Source organism: Methylobacterium sp. 22177, assembly GCF_052045615.1.
Taxonomy (GTDB): domain Bacteria; phylum Pseudomonadota; class Alphaproteobacteria; order Rhizobiales; family Beijerinckiaceae; genus Methylobacterium; species Methylobacterium radiotolerans.
Window position 1 is genome coordinate 1 of sequence record NZ_JBQEPK010000005.1, and the last position, 19213, is coordinate 19213.

Here is a 19213-nt window from a genome sequence, read left to right on the forward strand (position 1 = left end):
CGAACCAGACGAGCATGACGGGTCCGAAGACCCGGCCGATGGCGGCCACGCCCTTGTGCTGGACGAGGAACAGCCCGACCAGGATCACCAGGGTGATCGGCACGACGTACGGGCCGAGTGACGGCGCGTCGACCTTCAGCCCCTCGATCGCCGACAGGACCGAGATCGCCGGCGTGATCGCGCCGTCGCCGTAGAGCAGGGCCGCGCCCACCAGCCCGACCACCAGGAGCAGCGCCTTCCACGTACCCGGCCGGGCCTGACGGGCGCCGAGCAGCGCCAGCATGGCGACGATGCCGCCCTCGCCGCGGTTGTCGGCCCGCAGGATCAGCACCGCGTATTTCAGCGACACGATCAGGATCAGCGCCCACAGGATCAGCGACACCGCGCCCGTGGCGGCTGCCGGCACCGAGGAGCCGCCCACGGTCGCCGCCTTCACCGCCTCCTTGAACGCGTAGAGCGGGCTCGTGCCGATGTCGCCGTACACGACGCCCAGCGCGCCGAAAACGAGGGCCGGCCGGAGCCTGTCGCGCGCCGTCTCCGCGTCGACCGCGCCCGTATCGGATCGGGGACTCGCCGCCGGCGCAAGGGTCTGACTCACCGCAGGGCCTCCAAGGGCATCACCCGGCCGAGACGATTCGAGCGCCGGGTTCGACGCCGCAGCGGTAAAGCTAGGGGCAGCGGTCGCGCCGTCCAGCGACGGCGCGGCAGGCCATCAGATCAGGGCGGCCAGGTCATCCGGGCAGGCCTCGCCGCGACGCAGGCAGGCGACGGGCGCCCCGGCGTGCCGGGCGATGGCGGCGGCCACGGTCGCGGCGGGCGCCGGCGCGTCCGGGCTCTCGCTGACCACCACGGCGCGCAGCGCCACGCCGTGGAAGCGCAGGGTCTCGCAGGCGGTGAGCGCGTGGCTGATCGCCCCGAGATAGCTCCCGGACACGAGCAGCGCCGGGAGGCCGAGGGCCCGGAGCCAGTCGAGGCCGGTGGCGGCCCCGGTGACCGGGCTCATGAGGCCGCCGACGCCCTCGATCAGCAGGGTGCCCTCCGTGCGGGCGATCTCATCCCGGCACCAGCCGACGAGGTCGGCCAGGTCCAGGGATCGCCCCTCCAGCACGGCGGCCTGATCGGGCGAGAGCGGTGCCGAGAACCGCCAGGGCGAGCAGGCCTCCACGGCCTCCTCGTCCAGGGCGAGGCCCTGCGCGTCCAGCAGCCGGGCGGTGTCGCTCTCGATGAAGCCGGGATCGCTCAGCGGCGGGACACCGCTCGCGAGCGGCTTCACCGTCCGGACCGCCCGACCCTGCGCCCGCAGGCTGCGGGTCAGGGCGGCGGTGACGTAGGTCTTGCCGATCTCGGTGCCGGCCCCGGCGATGAACAGCGCCCGCGCGGTCATCCCCGCCGCGATCCCCGCCTCAGGCCTGGAGGCTGCCGTGGCAGTGCTTGTACTTCTTGCCCGAGCCGCAGGGGCACGGCTCGTTGCGGCCGACGCGGCCCCAGGTGTTGGCGTCGGTCGGGTCACGCTCCAGCACCGCCCCGTCGGCCGCGAGGCCCTGGGCGGCGAAGCCGTAGGCCGGGCCCCCGCCGCCGTCGCTGCCCGAGCCGAAGCCGGCGTAGTCCATCTCGTTCTCGCCGGTGACCGGGTCGAGATGCTGGGCGAACATCGGCGGCAGCGCCGGACCGCCGGCCGGGAACTCCGCCGGCGGCTCCTGCAGCATGATCTCGACCCGCGAGAGCTGCGCGGTGACCTGCTCGCGCAGGGCGGTCACGAGCCCGTTGAACAGGTCGAAGGCCTCGGACTTGTACTCGTTCAGCGGGTCCCGCTGGGCGAAGCCGCGCCAGCCGATCACCTGCCGGAGGTGGTCCAGCGTCACGAGGTGCTCGCGCCAGAGATGGTCGAGCGTCTGGAGCAGGACCTGCTTCTCGATGTAGGCCGTGACCTCGGCGCCGTTCTTCTCCGTCCGCTCGGCGTAGGCTGTCTCGGCCGCCTTCAGCAGGCGCTCGCGCATCTCCTCGTCGGCGATGCCCTCCTCCTTGGCCCAGTCCTCGACCGGCACGTCGAGATTGAGGATCTCCTTCACCTGCTCGCGCAGGCCGGCGACGTCCCACTGCTCGGCGTAGGCGTTCTCCGGGATGTGCCGGGCGACGAGGTCGTCGATCACGCCCTCGCGCATCTCGTCCACGGTCTCGCGGACGCTGTCCTGGCCCATGAAGTCGCGGCGCTGCTCGAACACGACCTTGCGCTGGTCGTTCATGACGTTGTCGTACTTGAGCACGTTCTTGCGCATGTCGAAGTTGCGCGCCTCGACCTTCTGCTGCGCCTTCTCGATCGCCTTGTTGATCCAGGGGTGGATGATCGCCTCGCCCTGCTCGAGGCCGAGCTTCTGCAGCATCCCGTCCATGCGGTCGGAGCCGAAGATGCGCATCAGGTCATCCTGAAGCGACAGGTAGAACTTCGAGCGGCCGGGATCGCCCTGACGCCCGGAGCGGCCGCGGAGCTGGTTGTCGATGCGCCGCGATTCGTGGCGCTCGGTGCCGATGATGTAGAGGCCGCCCGGCAGGTCCTTCTTCCGGCCCGCCGCCGGATCGGCCGGCTCGCCCGAGGCCAGCACCTTGGTCCGGTTCTCGGCGATCTCGGCCTTGATCGCCGCGATCGCGGCGTCGCGCTCCGGACCGTCGGCGAGATGGCCCAGCTCCTTCTCGATGCGCATCTCGAGGTTGCCGCCGAGTTTGATGTCGGTGCCGCGTCCGGCCATGTTGGTGGCGATGGTGATCGCGCCCGGCACGCCCGCCTCGGCCACGATGTAGGCCTCCTGCTCGTGGAAGCGGGCGTTCAGCACGGCGAAGCGCTTGGTCACCCGGCCCTCGCGGGCGGCGGCGTAGACGTCGGTCAGGGCGTTCGGGTCGGAGTAGTCGAGCAGGCTGTAGCCGGCCTTCTTGAGCATCTCGGCGAGGTGCTCCGACTTCTCGATCGAGCCGGTGCCGACCAGGATCGGCTGGTGGCGCGCATGCGCCTTGTCGATCTCGGCGATGATGCCCTCGTACTTCTCGCCGACGGTCCGGTAGACCTCGTCGTCCTCGTCGACGCGCTCGACCTCCTTGTTGGTCGGGATGTCGACCACGTCGAGCTTGTAGATCTCGGCGAACTCGTCGGCCTCGGTCGAGGCGGTACCGGTCATGCCGGCCAGCTTCTTGTACAAGCGGAAGTAGTTCTGGAAGGTGATCGACGCGAGCGTCTGGTTCTCGGGCTGGATCGTGACCCGCTCCTTCGCCTCCAGCGCCTGATGCAGGCCTTCCGAGTAGCGCCGGCCCTGCATCATGCGGCCGGTGAACTCGTCGATGATCACCACCTCGTCGTTCTTGACGATGTAGTCCTTGTCGCGGGTGAACAGCGTGTGGGCGCGCAGCGCCTGGTTCACGTGGTGGACGAGCGTCACGTTGTGGGCGTCGTAGAGGTCGCCCTCCTTCAGGAGGCCCGCCTCGCGCATCGCCTCCTCGATGAATTCGTTGCCCTCCTCGGTCAGCGAGACGGTGCGCTGCTTCTCGTCGAGGTCGTAGAACTCCTTGCGCAGGCGCGGCATCAGCGCGTCCACCGCCACGTAGAGTTCCGACCGGTCGTCCACCGGGCCCGAGATGATCAGCGGCGTGCGCGCCTCGTCGATCAGGATCGAATCGACCTCGTCGACGATCGCGAAGTTGTGCCCGCGCTGCGCCAGCTGGGACAGCTCGTACTTCATGTTGTCGCGCAGGTAGTCGAAGCCGTACTCGTTGTTGGTGCCGTAGGTGATGTCGCAGGCATAGGCCTCCTTGCGCTGCGCATCGTCGAGGCCGTGCACGATCGTGCCGACGCTGAGGCCCAGGAACCGGTAGACCTGACCCATCCACTCGGCGTCGCGCGACGCGAGGTAGTCGTTCACCGTGACGACGTGGACGCCCTTGCCCTCCAGGGCGTTGAGGTAGACCGGCAGCGTCGCCACCAGGGTCTTGCCCTCGCCGGTCTTCATCTCGGCGATGCCGCCCTCGTGGAGCACCATGCCGCCGATGAGCTGCACGTCGAAGTGGCGCTGGCCGAAGACGCGCTTGGCCGCCTCGCGGACGGTGGCGAAGGCCGGCACGAGGATGTCGTCGAGGCTCTTGCCGTTGGCGAGTTCGGCCTTCAGCATGTCGGTGCGGGCGCGCAGGGCCTCGTCCGAGAGGGCCTGGATCTCCGGTTCCAGCGCGTTGATCTGCGCGACGCGCGGGCGGTAGCCCTTGACGCGGCGGTCATTCGAGGAGCCGAAAATCTTCTTGGCGATGGAGCCGAGCATCGTGGACCTGCGGACGCGCGAGCCCGCCCACGGGTGAGCGTGGCGGGCCGGCCTGGACGGAGTTGGCCGGGCTTATAGAGGTAAACATCGCCCGGCGCACCTGGAAGGGGCAGCCCTCAACGCATGCCGGTACGGTCACGGTTCCGGCACCGGTGAAATGGCCGCGCTTGCCTTCTCGCCCGACGCGGGCCACCTGTGCCGCGGCGCGACGCCCGGCCGATCCGGCGCGACGCCGAGACGTGAGCCGAGGACTTCGCCCGTATGCCGAACACCGCCCTTCTCCGGCGCGTCAGCGCGCTCGCCGTCATGATCGCGATGCCGGGACTGGCGCTGGCCCAGGCACCCCAGAAGGCCCCGACGCCGGCCGCCAACACGCCGGCGGCCCCCGCCGCGACGCCGGCTGCCGCGCCGAGCGCGGACGCGGTCGTGGCGAGCGTCAATGGCAAGCCGATCACCCAGGGCGACCTCGCCATCGCGGCCGATGACCCGGCCCTGTCGCTGCCCGGCGTCGACGAGGCGCAGAAGAAGAACCTGCTCGTCGACTACATGGTCGACCTCCGCGTCGGTGCGCAGGCCGCCGAGGCCGCCAAGATCGGCGACACGCCGGAGTTCAAGCGCAAGCTCGCCTATTTCCGCGACAAGCTCCTGCTCGACGACTACCTGGAGCAGGAGGCCAAGCGCGCGGTCACGCCCGAGGCGGAGCACGCGATCTACGACCAGACCGTCAAGCTGATGAAGCCCGAGGAGGAGGTGCACGCGCGCCACATCCTGGTGGACAACGAGGCCGAGGCCAAGAAGATCGCCGCGCGCATCAAGGGCGGCGAGGATTTCGCCAAGGTCGCCGCCGAGGCGTCGAAGGACCCGGGCTCGAAGGCCGAGGGCGGCGATCTCGGCTGGTTCACCAAGGAGCGGATGGTGCCCGACTTCGCCAACGCCGCCTTCGCGATGAAGGCCGGCCAGGTCTCCGACCCGATCAAGACCCAGTTCGGCTGGCACGTGATCAAGGTCGAGGAGAAGCGGACCAAGCCGCAGCCAACCTTCGACGAGCTCAAGGAGCAGATCGACCAGCACCTGATCCGCAAGGCGCAGCAGGACATGATCCTGAAGCTCCGCTCGGAGGCCAAGATCGAGCGCGCCGACGCGCCGCCGGCCGCGCAGACCGCACCCGAACCGAAGAAGTAGCGCTCGGCGCCCGACCGGCGCGGCCCCGGGGCCGCGCCCCGTCGTCAGTACGGCCGGTCCGGGACGAGGTAGCTGGACTGCGCCGGGGCCGGCTGGGGCGTGATCCCGAGGGCCGAGAGTTCGGCGCTGCGGCGCCCCTCGGCGATCCTGTCGAGCACCGCGATCAGCAGCCACGGACACGCGATGCCGATGAAGAACGCCATGTGATCCTCCCGCGCCGAACCTCTGGGCCCGCTCGGCTTGGGAGAAGAATAGGCGGGCCGGGCCGCGCCGCAAGCGGCATCCCGGCCGGGATCTCAGATCCAGCCCTGCAGCTCGCGGCGCACCACGTGCTCGATCACCCGCATGCCGAGGTCGCTGTCGTTCAGGCACGGGATGTAGGCGAAGCGCTCGCCGCCATTCTCCTCGAAGTAGTGACGATTCTCGCCGTCGAGTTCCTCGAGGGTCTCCAGGCAATCGGCCGTGAAGCCCGGGGCGACGATCGCCATCCGCTTCACGCCCGACTTCGCGAGCTCCATCACGGTCTCGTCGGTGTAGGGCTTCAGCCACTCCTCGTTGCCGAAGCGCGACTGGAAGGTCACCCGCATCTTCTCCGGCGACAGGCCCAGCGCCTCGCGGATCAGACGCCCGGTCTTGTGGCACTGGCAATGGTAGGGATCGCCCTTGAGCAGGTAGCTCCGCGGCACCCCGTGGAACGAGGTGAGGATCACCTCCGGCTCGAAATCGAGCTTGGCCAGACCCTCGCGGATCGAATCGGCCATGGCGGCGATGTAGACCGGGTCGTCGTGATAGGGCGGCGAGACGCGCACCGTCGGCTGCCAGCGCATGTCCATCAGCGCCCGGAAGGCCTGGTCGCAGGCCGTGGCCGAGGTCGCGGCGGCGTATTGCGGGTAGAGCGGCACCAGCAGGATGCGGTCGCAGCCCTGGTCCAGCAGCGCCTGGATCCGGCCGGCGACCTCGGGCTTGCCGTAGCGCATCGCCCAGTCGACCACCACGGACTCGCCCATCGCGGCCTGGAGGCGCTCGCACTGGCCGCGGGTGATCGTCTTCAGCGGCCCCTCGTTCAGCGCATTGTTCCAGACGCTGGCGTAGTCGCGGCCCTTCGGGCCGGGGCGCTTCGTCAGGATGATCAGGTTGAGCAGCGGCCACCAGATCAGCCGCGGCACCTCGATCACGCGGCGGTCCGACAGGAACTCCTTGAGGTACCGGCGCATCGGCCAGTAGGACGTGCCCTCGGGCGTCCCGAGATTCATCAGGAGCACGCCGACGCGGCCCCAGGCCACCTTCGGGTGGTCGGCCGGCAGGGCGTTCGCCGCGGGCTGCAGCGGTGCGAGGGGCCGGCCATTCGCCAGCGCGGCGGGTTCGACGCGTTCGTTCATGGCAGCGTTCCGGCGCCGCGCGCCGAGATCCTTCCTCTGGTTCCGATATCCGGCAGCCGGCGCGGACGCCTCGAGCTTGGCCGGAGCTTAAACCCCGTCGGGTGCGCCCACATGTAGGGTGCGAAGCCGCCCGGCGAAGACCGGACGCGCCATGTCGCACCGCGATAGGCGGGACGCTCGACCCCAGTCCCTAAACACGGGCGGCTCCCGGCCGCAACCGCCGCGCCCGTGACGGTGCTCCCCCGCCCCCTATCTGGCCGCGGAACCCGACCGCGAGAGACCATGACCGACACGCCCGTCGCCGACGCCCTCACCGCCTTCCGCGCCTCGGGTTCGCCCTGGCTGAGCCTGCCCTTCTTCGCCGGCGGGGAGGCCGACGCCGTGGCGGCGCGGGTCGATGCGCGAATCGCCGCGGGCGCCCGCGTCCTGCCGGCGCCGGACCGGATCTTCCGCGCCCTGACAGAGACCCCGCCGCAGGACGTGCGGGCCGTGATCCTCGGCCAGGATCCGTACCCGACCCCGGGCGACGCCAACGGCCTCGCCTTCTCGTTCGTGGGCTCCGGTCGCCTGCCGGCCTCGCTGAAGGTGATCCTGGCGGAGGCGAGCTCCGACCGCGCCGCGGGCGGCGACCTGACGCCCTGGGCGCGGCAGGGCGTGCTCCTGCTCAACAGCGCGCTCACCGTCGAGGCCGGCAAGGCCGGGGCGCATCTGCGTTACGGCTGGGCCGCGCTGACCGACGAGGCGGTGAGCGCCGTGTCGGCGCGGCCCGAGCCCGCGGTGTTTCTGCTCTGGGGGGCCCAGGCGCGGGCCCGGGCCGCGCTGATCGACGCGACCCGCCACGGCGTGTTCGAGAGCGGACACCCCTCGCCGCTCAACCGCGCCCGGGATTTTCCGGGTTCCGACCCGTTCGGCCGGGCCAACCGGTGGCTCGCCGAGCACGGGCGTCGGCCGATCGAGTGGCGCCTCGGCTGAGGCCGGCGTCGATCCGGAGCGCGACCGATCACGGCTTGGCGGGCTCGGCGGGCTTCGCAGGAGCGGCCGGCTCCTGGCCCGCGGGCAGGAGCACGTTCTTGGCCACCGTGCCCTCGGGTCCGTACTCGCCGGCCACCGCGAGGCAGGCCTGGTCGCGGTTCTGCGCCATCTGGTTCGACATCAGCGTGAACATGGTCTGCACCCGGTTGCCGAACGGCCCCCGCGGCTGGACGTCGCCGATCTGCACGTTCTGCTTCGCCAGCAACGCCTCGAACTGGTCGCTGCCGATCCGGTAGCCGCAGACGTTCGAGGCCGCGAAGATGTAGGCGGCGAATTCCAGCGCCCGCGGCGACGGGGCGTTCCGGATCTGCGCCTGCGCCGGCAGGGCCGCGAGCGTGGCGGCGGCGAGGAGAGAGATCCGGGTCGTTGTGGGACGCATGCGCGGCGGTTCCTCGATCGTGGGCGGCCTCTGGCGGGCGGCCTCTGGCGCGCGGGACATAGGCCGGACCCGCGCGCGCGCCAATGCGACCGAAGATGCGGCCCGAGATGCCGACGATTCGCCCGTCGCCGTTCACGGCCCGTTGGCCATGGCGGCAGTCGCCGGCCCGCGCACCGACGAAAATGCGGTCGTTTTTCGGCGGAACGCCGGCGCGTGAGAGAGTGTTAACCTGCTCGCGTCACGCCAGGACCTGCAGTGTGTCCAGATTCAGGCGGTCCGCATCGCATGTACGGCGTCCATTCCCCGGCGGCCTCCATCCCTCTCCCGGCTCGAGACGCCGACCGGCGCGCCCGGCCCGGCGCGCAAGGAGTCGCCAACCCGGAGCGGCGTGTCGGGCCGGCCGTGCCGGTCGCCGCGATCTGTCCGCACCGCTTCTCGCGCTGGGCCTGGGGCGAGGGCCTGCGGGCCGGGCAGACCGTGGCGCTCATGGTGCAGGATCTCGGGCAGGCGGAGGCCATGCGCCTCGGCCTCACCCGTCTCGGCCTGCGCGTCGTCTGCCTCGACTGCGCCGGCCGTGACCGGGCGCTCGCCGACAGCCTCTCCGAGTCGGGCGCCGTGCTGGTGGTCGTCGATGCCGCGCTCGCCGATGCCTATGCCGGCGTGATGGGCCGGCTCGACGCCTATCCCACGCTGTGGTGGAACGGGCCGGGCGCCGACTACGCGAGCCTCGACCTCGCCCTGGCCGAGCAGGCCTGACAGCCGGCTCATCGCGGAGGCCGGGCCGCGGCGCCGTCGCGAACCGGAAAACCGCGTGCTACCGTCCGGCGACGCGACCGGCCCCGCCGCAGGGAGGCCGGCGCCGGGAGACGCCGTTATGACCGCAGCCCTTGCCACGGCCCCCGCCGCCACCCCGGAGGCGCCTGTGCTGCTGCGCAGCGACGCCGACGGCGTCGCGACCCTGACGCTGAACCGGCCGCAGGCCCGCAACGCCCTGTCGATGGCCCTGATGGGCGCGCTCCAGGCGCAGCTCGACGCGATCCGCGCGGATCCGTCCGTGCGGGTCGTGATCCTGCAGGGGGCAGGCCCCGCCTTCTGCGCCGGGCACGACCTCAAGGAGATGCGCGCCGACCCGTCCCGGGAGGCCACCGAGGCGGTGTTCCGCACCTGCGCCCGGCTGATGCTGAGCCTCACGCGCCTGCCGCAACCGGTGATCGCCCGGGTGCACGGGATCGCCACCGCCGCCGGGTGCCAGCTCGTCGCCACCTGCGACCTCGCCGTCTGCGCCGAGACCGCCCGCTTCGCCACGCCGGGGGTGCAGATCGGCCTGTTCTGCTCGACCCCGATGGTCGCCCTGTCGCGGGCCGTGTCGCGCAAGGCCGCCCTGGAGATGCTGCTGGTCGGCGACCCGATCGACGCCGCGGAGGCTCTGCGGATCGGACTCGTGAACCGCGCCGTGCCGGAGGCGGATCTCGACGCGGCGGTGAGCGCCCTCGCGGCCCGGATCGCCGGCAAGGCCCGGCGCGTCCTGGCGATCGGCAAGGAGGCGTTCGGCCGGCAGATCGAGATGAGCCTGGAGGACGCCTACGGTTACACGGCGGAGGTCATGACCCGCAACATGATGATGGCCGACGCGCAGGAGGGGATCGACGCCTTCCTGGGCAAGCGACCGCCCCGCTGGGAGCCGTGAGCCGGCCTCCTGGCGCGATACGACGCAGGCGGTTCTGCGCGGCGCGCGTAGGTGATGGCGCCGCCCTGCTCTAGGATGAGGGCCTGTCCGATCCTGCCGGGCTCGGCGCCGCAACGCGGAACGGCTGATGAGCACCCTCGACCTGCTCGGTCTGACGCTGTCCTTCTACGGCACGATGCCGCCGCCGCGGCCCCCGCGGCCGAACCGCAACGGTGCGACCTGGGCCGCCGCCGTGATCTTCGGAGGCGTCTGCATCGCGACGGTCGGGCCGATGATCACCATCTGGAGCTTCCACCGCCCCTACGCCGAGGCCAAGGCGCGCTGCATCGCCTCCGGCGGCCGGGTCCTGTACGGGGCCCTCGACGGCAGCGGACCCTATCGCTGCGAGCGGCCCGCGGCCGCGGCGGCCATTGCGCATCCGGCCAAGCCGGCGGATTGATCCGCCCGCCGCATGGGCTTTAGGTCGATCCGGCGCCCCTCGACGCGAACCCGGATAGCCGCACCTTGGAAAACGCGATCACCCGCTGGGTCCAGTCGACCGCCCTGATGCGGTCGGATGTCGAGGCCCTGCTCGGCTTCGCGCTGGCGATCGGTGTCACCCTGCACGCCCTGCTGCGCAAGCGCCGGGTCAGCGTGGCGGTGGGCTGGATCGGGCTCGCGTGGCTGTCGCCGATCTTCGGTACCGCCCTGTACCTGACCTTCGGCATCAACCGCGTCTCGCGCCGCGCGCGGCGGCTGCGGACCAAGCCCTCCGACGCGACGCAGCTGCCCGACACCGACGACGCCGTGGTGCCGGAGGCGCTCTGGCCCCTCGACCGGGCGATCCGGCGGATCACCGGCCTGCCGGCCTTCGCCGGCAACACCGTGCAGATGTTCCGCAACGGCGACGCGGCCTACCCGGTGATGCTCGCGGCGATCCGGGAGGCGCGGACCAGCATCGGTCTGTCGAGCTACATCTTCCGGGACGACGCCACCGGCCGCGAGTTCTGCGACGCGCTGGTCGAGGCGCAGGCCCGGGGCGTGAAGGTCCGCGTCATCATCGACGGGATCGGCGGCGGCTACTTCCGGGCGCCGGTCTACCGCCGGCTGACGGCAGCCGGGGTGCCGGCGGCCCTGTTCATGCACTCCGCCCTCCCCTGGCGGATGCCGTTCCTCAACCTGCGCTCGCACAAGAAATTGCTGGTCATCGACGGGCGGATCGCCTTCACCGGCGGCCTCAACATCTCCCACCCGAACCGCGTCGCCCTGAAGCCCGAGCACCCGATCCGCGACACCCATTTCCGGATGACCGGCCCCGTGGTCGAGCAGCTCGCCGCCGCCTTCGCGGCCGACTGGGCTTTCGTGGACGGCGAGATCCTCGACGGCCCCCCGTGGTTCGTCGACCTCGAGCCGTGCGGACCGAGCGTCGCCCGGGCCGTCACATCCGGCCCGGACGCGGACGTCGAGAAGATCGAGCAGGTCATCCTCCAGGCCCTCGCCTGCGCGCGCCGGTCGGTGCGCTTCGTGACGCCCTACTTCCTGCCCGACGAGCTGGTGACCGGCGCGCTCGCCCAGGCCGCGACCCGGGGCATCACCGTCGACGTCATCATCCCGCGGGTCAGCGACCACCCGTACATCGACTGGGCGACCCGGGCGCATCTCGATCCGCTGTTGCGGGCCGGCGTGAACGTCTGGCTCGACGAGCCGCCCTTCGACCATTCCAAGGCGATGGTGGTCGACGACATCTGGTGCTTCGTCGGCAGCGCCAACTGGGACATGCGCAGCTTCCGGCTCAATTTCGAGCTGAACGTCGAGATCATCGACGCGGACCTCGCGGCCCACCTCGACCGGTTCATGCGCGGCAAGATGGAGGCGCGGCTCAGCCGGGAGGATCTCGCCGCGCGCGGCCTGCCGCTCCGTCTGCGCGACGCAGGCGTGCGACTGCTGCTGCCATACCTTTGAACCGGGCGGGCGCGTGCGCCTCCGGCGCCGGGCCGAGATGGACGACGATCGGCCGGTGATCGGAGCGCCCCCGCGGCAGCACCGCGTGCGCGTGGCAGACGAGCCCGCGGGCGAGGCAGCGGTCGAGCCGCAGCGGCAGGACCTCGACCATCGCGTGGGTCGGTTGCCGCGGTCCGACATCGCGGAACCCCGGGATCAGCGCCGGGCCGACGATGTTGTAGTCGCCGAGCACGGCCGCCCGCGGCGGCAGCTCGCTGACGATGCAGCGCAGCTGGCGCCGGTTCAGCATCTGTCCGTGCGAGAGGTGGACATTGGCCACGCCGAACTCGCCGAGGTCGAGGATCTGGCAGACCCGGTGCACGAGGGCGCCGGAGGGGAGTGCGATGACCCGGGGCGGGGCCGTCCAGGGCTTCGGGCTCCACATGGCGAGCCCGTGGATCCGGCCCGGCAGGGGGGCCCAGGCGTAGTGGCCGCCGATCCGGTCCAGCAGGAAGCCGATGGCGCGGGTGGCCTCCTGCATCAGCAGCAGGTCCGGCCTCTCCTGCGCCACGAGGGCGGCGACGTCGTCCACCGCCGCGCCGGTGCGCCGCAGCAGGTTCCAGCTCACGATCTTGAAGGGGTGGTGCGGCCGGTCTGCCGGGCGGATGGGAGTGACGGGTGACGGTGCGGGGTTGGAGCGGGCCGGGCGTGCAGAAGGATTCATCGGGCCGGTCTCGTACCTCAACGCGCGGCGCTCCCGCCACCGCCACGCTCTAACGCGCCCGGAGCCGGGACGTTCGACCGGTGCCGCGCCGTGATCGGGCTTGCAATCGGGCTTGCCGTGATCGGAAAGGGGCCGCGATAGCGGTGCCGCTCGCGGACGCGCCCGGGGCCGATCTCTTCGCCCCACAGCGCATCGCAGGACGGTGCTTGAGGCGGACCCGGTCGGCGGCCTAAGAGCCGGCACGGCGCCGCGCCGGCCGCTCCGCGGACCGCCGCGTGCCGCCATCCACCGATCCCGTCCGGAGGCCATGACGGCGTTCAGCTTCATCCATGCCGCCGACCTGCACCTCGGCAGCCCGCTGGCGGGGCTCGCCGCGCGCGACGCGGATCTGGCCCGTCGCCTCGCCTCGGCGAGTCGGCAGGCCTTCGAGGATCTGGTGAGCCAGGCGATCGAGCGGTCGGTCGCCTTCGTGGTGGTGGCGGGCGACGTCTACGACGGCGACTGGGCCGACACCACGATCGGCCTGTTCTTCGCCCGGCAGGTGGCGCGCCTCGACCGCGCCGGCATCCCGACGATCCTCGTGCGCGGTAACCACGACGCCGAGAGCGTCATCACGCGCTCGATCACGCTGCCGGCCTCCGTGCACGTCTTCCCGACCGCCCGCGCCGGCACCCTGCGCCTCGACGCGCTCCGCGTCGCGGTCCACGGCCGCAGCTTCCAGGGCCGGGCCGTCGAGGAGAACCTCGCGCTGACCTACCCGGCCGCCGTGCCGGGCTGGTTCAACCTCGGGGTCCTGCACACCTCCTGCACCGGCCACGCGGCCCACGAGACCTACGCCCCCTGCTCGGTCGCCGACCTCGCGGCCCGGGGCTACGAGTACTGGGCGCTCGGCCACATCCACGAGTACGCGGAGCTGTCCCGGGATCCCTGGATCGTGTTCCCCGGCAATCTCCAGGGCCGGAGCGTGCGCGAGTGCGGCGAGAAGGGGGCCGTCGTGGTCGACGTCGCCGACGGTCGGGTGACGGGGGTGAGCCGCCTGCCCCTCGACCGGGCGCGGTTCGAGCGCGTCACGGTCGATCTCGGGGCGGTGGCCGACGCGCGCGGCGCCGTCGAGGCCGTCGAGGCGGCGCTTGCGCCCCTGGCGCCGATCGCGGCGCGCCGGCTGCTCCTGGTCCGCGTCCACCTCGCCGGGACGACGCGGGCCCACGACGCCCTCGCGGCCGACCGCGAGTCCCTGACGGCCGAGATCCAGGCGGCCGCGCACCGGCTGCACGAGGACATCTGGCTGGAGCGCCTGAAGATCGAGACCCGCCGCCCGCGCGCCACGGCGGAGCCGACCGGAGCCGCCATCGACCCCGCGGCCCTGCTCGCCGACCTCGACCGCGACCCCGAGTTCCGCGCGCGGGCGAAGGCGGCGCTGGCCGAGATCGGCGGCCGTATGCCGGGGACGGCCGCCGCGGAGGCCGACCTCGACGCGGAGTTCGACGCGCTCTGCGCCGAGGCCGAGGCGCTCGTCCTCGGCCGCCTCGGCGGCCGGCACTGCTGAGGCGCGCGCCCATGGACCCCCGATGCGCCTGATCCGCCTCGCCCTGGAGCGCTACGGCGCCTTCACGGACCGCACCGTCGCGTTCCGGCCGGACGCGCGCCTGCACGTCGTGCTGGGCGCCAACGAGGCCGGCAAGAGCACCGCGCTGGCGGCGGTCACCGACCTGCTGTTCGGCTTCGGGAAGACCACGCCCTACGCCTTCCTGCACGACATGCCGCAGCTGCGCCTCGGCGCGGAGATCGCCGCCGCCGACGGACGCCGGCTGTCCTTCCGGCGCCGGAAGGGCAACAGCCGCACCCTCATCGACGCCGCCGACGCGCCGCTCGCCGACGACGCCCTCGCCCCCTACCTCGGCGGCCTGTCCCGGACGGTGTTCTGCCGGGCCTTCGGGCTCGACGCGGCGAGCCTCCGGGCCGGGGGCCGCGAGATGGTCGACGTCGAGGGCGAGGTCGGCGCGAGCCTGTTCGCGGCGGGCTCCGGCCTGCGCGGCCTCACGGATCTGCAGACGACGCTCGACGCGGAGGCCGACGCCATCTTCGCCCCGCGCCAGGCGAAGCACCGGACCTTCTACCAGGCGCTGGAGCGCCACGAGACGGCCCGGCGGGCGATCCGCGAGCGGGGCCTGCGCGCCGGCGACTGGCGCGCCCTGAACGACGAGATCGCCGCGGCGGCCGCGCAGCTCGAGGCGCTCCGGGCCGAGCAGAAGGCCGGCGCGGTCGCGCGCGCCCGGCTGGAGCGGTTCAAGCGCGTCCGGCCGATCATCGCCGAGATCGACGCGCTGGAGCAGCGCATCGCCGCCGAGACCGACCTCGTCGACGCGGATCCCGCCTGGATCGCCCGTCTCGGGGCCGCCCTGGACGCGTGCCGCGCCGCCGATTCCGAGGCGGAGCGGGCCGAGGCCGCGCTCGACCGGGCCCGCAGCGAGGCCGAATCCGTCCCGGTCGAGCCGGGGCTGACCCACCGGGCGGACGAGATCCTGGCGGCGTTCAGCGGCACCAGGGAGTTCGAGAAGGGCGGCACCGACCTGCCCCGCATCGAGGGCGACGCCCACAAGGTCGGGCTGGAGCTGGAGCGGCTGCGCGCCCGGATCGGCGTGCCCGACCTCGCCGCGCTGGAGGCCCGCCAGCCCCCGGACGCCGCGCGGGCGCGAACCGAGCGGCTGATCCGCGACGGCCGGACCTTGGCGGCCGCCGAGGAGCAGGTCGCCCGCGACCTCGCCGCCGCCCGCGCCGAGCGGGAGCGCCTCGCCCGCGAGGTGGAGGCGGCGGACGCGGCCCGGGATCCGACCCCGCTCCGGGAGGCGCTGAAGCCCCTCGTCCGGCTCCACGAGTGGATCGCGGCCCGCGATACCCTGGACGGCGCGGTCCGCCGGGAGGCGGCGCTGCTGCGCAACCAGGCCGAGCGGCTGTCGCCCCCGGTCCCCGACCTCGCCGCCCTCGTTCGGACGCCCCTGCCCGCCCCCGACACGGTAGCGCGCTACCGTCAGCGCCTGGAGGCCAAGACCCGCGAGCACGAGCGAGCCGCCGACCGGTGCGACACGGCCCGCCGGCAGGTCGCGGTCACCCGGGCGCGGCTGCGGGAGCGCGAGGCCGGCCGGCCCGTCGCCACCCGGGAGCGGCTCGACGCCCTGCGGGCAACCCGCGACGCGGCGTTCGCGCCCCTGCGCGACGCTCTCGCGGCCGGCCGAGCGGCCGCCGTCGCCGAGATCGCGGCCTTCGAGCGTGCGCTCCTCGAGGCCGACCGCGTCGCGGACGAGCGGGCCTCCGACGCCGCCCGGGTCGCCGCCCACGCGGCCGACCTGGAGCGGCTCGCCGCCGAGGAGGCGGAGGCCGCGCAGGCCGACGACGTCCTCGCCGGTCTCGCCGCGGAGATCGCGGCGGGCGAGGCGGCATGGGGCGAGGCCTGGCGGCCCGCCGGCCTCGTGCCCGGGCCGCCGGCCGAGATGGCGGCCTGGCTCGCCGAGGTGGAGAGCCTGATCGAGGCCGAGCAGCGCCTCGCGGCGCAGCGGATCGAGGCCGACCGCCTCCTGGCGCGGATCGAGACCGCGCGGGGGCCCTTGGCCGACCTGCGTACCCGAGCCGGGCTCGACGCCGCACCGGACCTCGAGATCGCCGCCGCGCTGGACGGTCTCGAAGCGCGCATCGCCGCCCTGGCGAGCCGCTGGGAGGCCAATCTGCAGACCGGCGGGCTGCTGCGCGCCGCGGGACTCGCCGTGGAGCGGCTGGAGGCGAGCCTCGCCGAGACCGCTGCCCGTCGCGCCGCGTGGCGGGCGGATTGGGCGGCGGCGCTCCTGCCCCTCGGCCTCGACGGTTCGGCCGGTCCCGAGGAGGCGGAGGGCGCGCTGGAGGCGTGGCGAAGCGTGCCGGACCGGCTGGCGGAACGGGCCGCCCTTCAGCGCCGCTCCGCCGGGATCCGGCGGGACATGGAGGCGTTCCGGTCCACGGCGGCCACCCTGGTCGGGGCCCTGGCGCCCGACCTCGCGGAGGTGTCGTCCGCCGGCGCGATCCGATCGCTCCACGGCCGCCTCGTGGCCGCGCAGGCCCGCGAGGCGCGGCGCGTCGAGCTGGACCGCCGCCGCGACGAGGCCGAGGCGGCCCATCGCGCCGCCGCCGAGGCGCGCGAAGCCGCGCGGGCGACGCTCGTCCGGCAGGTGGCCGAGGTGATGCCGGACCTCGCCGCGGCACCGACGCCGGAGATCGACCGGCTGTTCGGCCGCCTCAGCGCGCGGGAGGCGCTGCGCGCCGAGCGTCTGCGGCTCCGCGGCACCCTCGCGGGCGCGGCCGACGGGCTTCCCGAGGCCGAGCTGCGCGCCGGCCTGGAGACCTTGTCCCCGGAGGCGATTGAGGCGGAGCTGGCGCGGCTGTCGCTCGAGGCCGATGAGCAGGCCGAGCGCGGCCAGGTCATCTTCGCGGACCGCGACCGGGCGGAGCGGCGGCGTGCGGAGCTCGAGGGCGGCACCGGCGCCGAGCTGGCCCTCGCGGAGCGCAAGGCCGCGGAGGCGGATCTCCAGGCGGCGGCCCGGTCCTGGGCCGTGCTGCGGCTCGCCGGGCTGATGCTCGGGCAGGCCGTGGCCCGCCACCGCGCGGGGCAGCAGGATCCGCTCGTCACCCGGGCGGGCGCGCTGTTCAGCGCGCTGACCGGCGGCGCGTTCTCCGGCCTGGCGCAGATCTACGACGAGGCAGACACGCCGAAGCTCGCCGGGCAGCGTGCCGGGGGCGGCACGGTCGCGATCGAGGGCATGAGCGAGGGCACCCGCGACCAGCTCTATCTCGCCCTGCGGCTGGCCTATCTGGAGGATTACGCCGGTCGCGCCGAGCCGGCCCCGTTCATCGGCGACGACCTGTTCTCGACCTTCGACGAGACCCGGACCGGGTACGGTCTGGACGCGCTGGCCGCGATCGGCACCCGCGTCCAGCCGATCCTGTTCACGCACCACCGCCACGTCGCGGACATCGCCCGCGACCGGCTCGGCGACTCCGTCGACGTGGTGACGCTCTAGGGGGGCTGGCGGAGGGGGCCGATCCGCCCCCTCCCCGTCCGCAGCCGCTCAGGCGCCCGCGCCCCCGAGATAGCGCGCCTCCAGGTGGGCCCGGAACGCCGCCGTGCCAAGCTTCGTCCCGGTGGCGCGGGTGAGCAGGTCGTCGGTGTCGAGCAGGCTCCCCACCGCGTGCACGTGCGCGCGGAGCCAGTCCCGCAAGGGTCCGAAGTCGCCCTGCGCGAGGCAGCCCGGCAGCGCGGGCTCGGCCGTGCGGGCCGCCCGGAACAGCTGCGCGGCCGCCAGGGCGCCGAGCGTGTAGGTCGGGAAATAGCCGAACGCGCCGCTCGGCCAGTGGATGTCCTGGAGGCAGCCGACCCGGTCGTCCGGCACGGTGAGCCCGAGCAGATCGCGCAGCCCGTCGTTGAACGCCCCCGGCAAGTCGCGCACCGGAAGGTCGCCCGCGATCATCGCGGTCTCCAGCCGGTAGCGCAGGAGGATGTGGGCCGGGTAGGTCGCCTCGTCGGCATCCACCCGGATGAAGCCCGGCGCGACCCGGGTGTTGAGCGCGTGAAGGTTCTCCGGCGACCATTCGGGCCCGGATCGCCCGAACGCCGCCTGCAGGAGCGGCGCCAGGAAGGTGAAGAACTCCCGGCTCCGGCAGGCCTGCATCTCGACGATGAGCGACTGGCTCTCGTGCAGGCTCATCCCGCGCGCCGCGCCGACCGGCTGGTTCCGCCACGCCGCCGGCCGGCCCTGCTCGTAGAGGGCGTGCCCGGTCTCGTGGAGAACGCCCATCAGCGACCGGCCGAAATCGGCCGCGTCGTAGCGGGTGGTGATCCGCACGTCGTCGGTGGCGCCGCCGCAGAACGGGTGCAGGCTGATGTCGAGCCGGCCACGGGTGAAGTCGAAGCCCACCGCCTTCATCAGCGTCAGGCCGAGGTCGCGCTGCACCGTCACGTCGAACGGCCCGTCGAGCGGGAGCGGCGCCGGCCGGGACGCCTGGATCTCCCGGGCGCGGGCGATCAGGTCCGGCAGCCAGCCGGTCAGGTCCGCGAAGAGCGGGTCGATGGTCGCCCGGCGCATGCCGGGGTCGTAGCTGTCGAGCAGCGCGTCGTAGGGATCAAGGCCGAGGGCCGCGCCCTTCGCCTGGCCGATCTCCCGCTGGAGCCGCAGCACCTCGGCGAGGTGGGGTTCGAGGCGGGCGAAGTCGGCGTCGCGCCGCGCCTCGCGCCAGACCATCTCGGAGCGGGACACGGCGCGGGAGCTCGCCTCGACGAGGTCGCGGGGCACCGCGGTGGCGTGGGCCTGGGCGCGGCGCATCTCCCGCAGGTTGGCGGCGGCCCAGGGTTCGAGGTTCCCGGCCTGCTCGGCCGCCGCCAGTTCCTCGGCGGCCTCGGGGGCGGTGAGCATCCCGTGGGCGAGCCCGCGCAGGATCGCGAGCTGGTCGCCGCGGGCCTCGGCGGCACCCTCCGGCATCAGGGTCTGCGCGTCCCAGCCGAGGATCCCGGCCGCGCCCTCGAGGGCGGCGAGCCGGGCGAAGCGCTGTTCGAGGGTCTGATAGGCGGTCATGCGGTCTCCGTCGGAAAGGTCT

16 protein-coding genes are annotated in these 19213 nt (G+C 73.3%); 8 read left to right on the plus strand and 8 right to left on the minus strand.

Annotated features, from left to right (window positions below; translation table 11 throughout):
• The 3 genes from ACTJK8_RS07250 to secA all read right to left on the minus strand — a co-directional run.
• Positions 1–598, minus strand: a 598-nt coding sequence (locus ACTJK8_RS07250; RefSeq protein ID WP_440761753.1) for a KUP/HAK/KT family potassium transporter, incomplete at its 3' end; no start/stop codon positions are given.
• A 114-nt stretch (positions 599–712) separates the two neighbouring features.
• A complete protein-coding gene (bioD, locus tag ACTJK8_RS07255) occupies positions 713–1384 on the minus strand; it encodes a dethiobiotin synthase (RefSeq protein WP_024830988.1) in 672 nt (223 codons plus the stop codon).
• Between the two features lie 19 nt (positions 1385–1403).
• On the minus strand, positions 1404–4295 hold the full coding sequence (secA, locus tag ACTJK8_RS07260; protein WP_012317741.1) for a preprotein translocase subunit SecA: 2892 nt from the start codon (positions 4293–4295) through the stop codon (positions 1404–1406).
• Between the two features lie 261 nt (positions 4296–4556).
• On the opposite strand from secA, the gene ACTJK8_RS07265 reads away from it, so the two are divergent.
• Entirely contained in the window at positions 4557–5477 is a 921-nt protein-coding gene (locus ACTJK8_RS07265) for a peptidylprolyl isomerase (RefSeq protein ID WP_029360420.1), read from the plus strand.
• A gap of 44 nt (positions 5478–5521) precedes the next feature.
• Here the strand turns inward: ACTJK8_RS07265 and ACTJK8_RS07270 are convergent, their stop codons facing one another.
• Together ACTJK8_RS07270 and hemH are read right to left on the minus strand one after the other, a co-directional pair.
• On the minus strand, positions 5522–5680 hold the full coding sequence (locus ACTJK8_RS07270) for a hypothetical protein (protein ID WP_012317739.1): 159 nt from the start codon (positions 5678–5680) through the stop codon (positions 5522–5524).
• A gap of 93 nt (positions 5681–5773) precedes the next feature.
• Positions 5774–6856, minus strand: coding sequence for a ferrochelatase (hemH, locus tag ACTJK8_RS07275; RefSeq protein ID WP_012317738.1), 1083 nt, complete (start codon positions 6854–6856; stop codon positions 5774–5776).
• Between the two features lie 282 nt (positions 6857–7138).
• Between hemH and ACTJK8_RS07280 the strand changes: the two genes are divergently transcribed.
• The gene (locus ACTJK8_RS07280; RefSeq protein ID WP_024830990.1) at positions 7139–7828 is read left to right on the plus strand and encodes a uracil-DNA glycosylase; all 690 of its coding nucleotides are present in this window, start codon (positions 7139–7141) and stop codon (positions 7826–7828) included.
• A 28-nt stretch (positions 7829–7856) separates the two neighbouring features.
• Here ACTJK8_RS07280 and ACTJK8_RS07285 read toward each other — a convergent pair whose 3' ends face one another.
• Complete coding sequence (locus ACTJK8_RS07285) at positions 7857–8267, minus strand: hypothetical protein (RefSeq protein ID WP_012317736.1); 411 nt, start codon at positions 8265–8267, stop codon at positions 7857–7859.
• 402 nt (positions 8268–8669) lie between these two features.
• Between ACTJK8_RS07285 and ACTJK8_RS07290 the strand changes: the two genes are divergently transcribed.
• From ACTJK8_RS07290 to ACTJK8_RS07305, 4 genes are all read left to right on the plus strand, one after another.
• Entirely contained in the window at positions 8670–9023 is a 354-nt protein-coding gene (locus tag ACTJK8_RS07290; RefSeq protein ID WP_245297789.1) for an AMP-dependent synthetase, read from the plus strand.
• Between the two features lie 118 nt (positions 9024–9141).
• Positions 9142–9954: an enoyl-CoA hydratase gene (locus ACTJK8_RS07295; protein WP_012317734.1), complete on the plus strand. Its 813-nt coding sequence runs from the start codon at positions 9142–9144 to the stop codon at positions 9952–9954.
• A 127-nt stretch (positions 9955–10081) separates the two neighbouring features.
• On the plus strand, positions 10082–10393 hold the full coding sequence (locus tag ACTJK8_RS07300) for a hypothetical protein (protein ID WP_012317733.1): 312 nt from the start codon (positions 10082–10084) through the stop codon (positions 10391–10393).
• A 65-nt stretch (positions 10394–10458) separates the two neighbouring features.
• Positions 10459–11895, plus strand: a complete 1437-nt coding sequence (locus ACTJK8_RS07305; protein ID WP_029360418.1) for a phospholipase D-like domain-containing protein — start codon at positions 10459–10461, stop codon at positions 11893–11895.
• Here ACTJK8_RS07305 and ACTJK8_RS07310 read toward each other — a convergent pair.
• Positions 11813–12598: an endonuclease/exonuclease/phosphatase family protein gene (locus ACTJK8_RS07310; protein ID WP_012317731.1), complete on the minus strand. Its 786-nt coding sequence runs from the start codon at positions 12596–12598 to the stop codon at positions 11813–11815. The two genes, ACTJK8_RS07305 and ACTJK8_RS07310, sit on opposite strands and share 83 nt — an antisense overlap.
• A gap of 307 nt (positions 12599–12905) precedes the next feature.
• Between ACTJK8_RS07310 and ACTJK8_RS07315 the strand changes: the two genes are divergently transcribed.
• Together ACTJK8_RS07315 and ACTJK8_RS07320 are read left to right on the plus strand one after the other, a co-directional pair.
• Entirely contained in the window at positions 12906–14144 is a 1239-nt protein-coding gene (locus ACTJK8_RS07315; RefSeq protein ID WP_440761754.1) for a metallophosphoesterase family protein, read from the plus strand.
• 22 nt (positions 14145–14166) lie between these two features.
• Positions 14167–17643 carry an AAA family ATPase gene (locus tag ACTJK8_RS07320; RefSeq protein WP_440761755.1) on the plus strand — a complete coding sequence of 1159 codons (3477 nt, stop codon included), beginning with the start codon at positions 14167–14169 and terminating at the stop codon, positions 17641–17643.
• A 48-nt stretch (positions 17644–17691) separates the two neighbouring features.
• Here ACTJK8_RS07320 and ACTJK8_RS07325 read toward each other — a convergent pair whose 3' ends face one another.
• On the minus strand, positions 17692–19191 hold the full coding sequence (locus ACTJK8_RS07325; protein ID WP_058607349.1) for a carboxypeptidase M32: 1500 nt from the start codon (positions 19189–19191) through the stop codon (positions 17692–17694).
• Positions 19192–19213 lie beyond the last annotated feature (22 nt).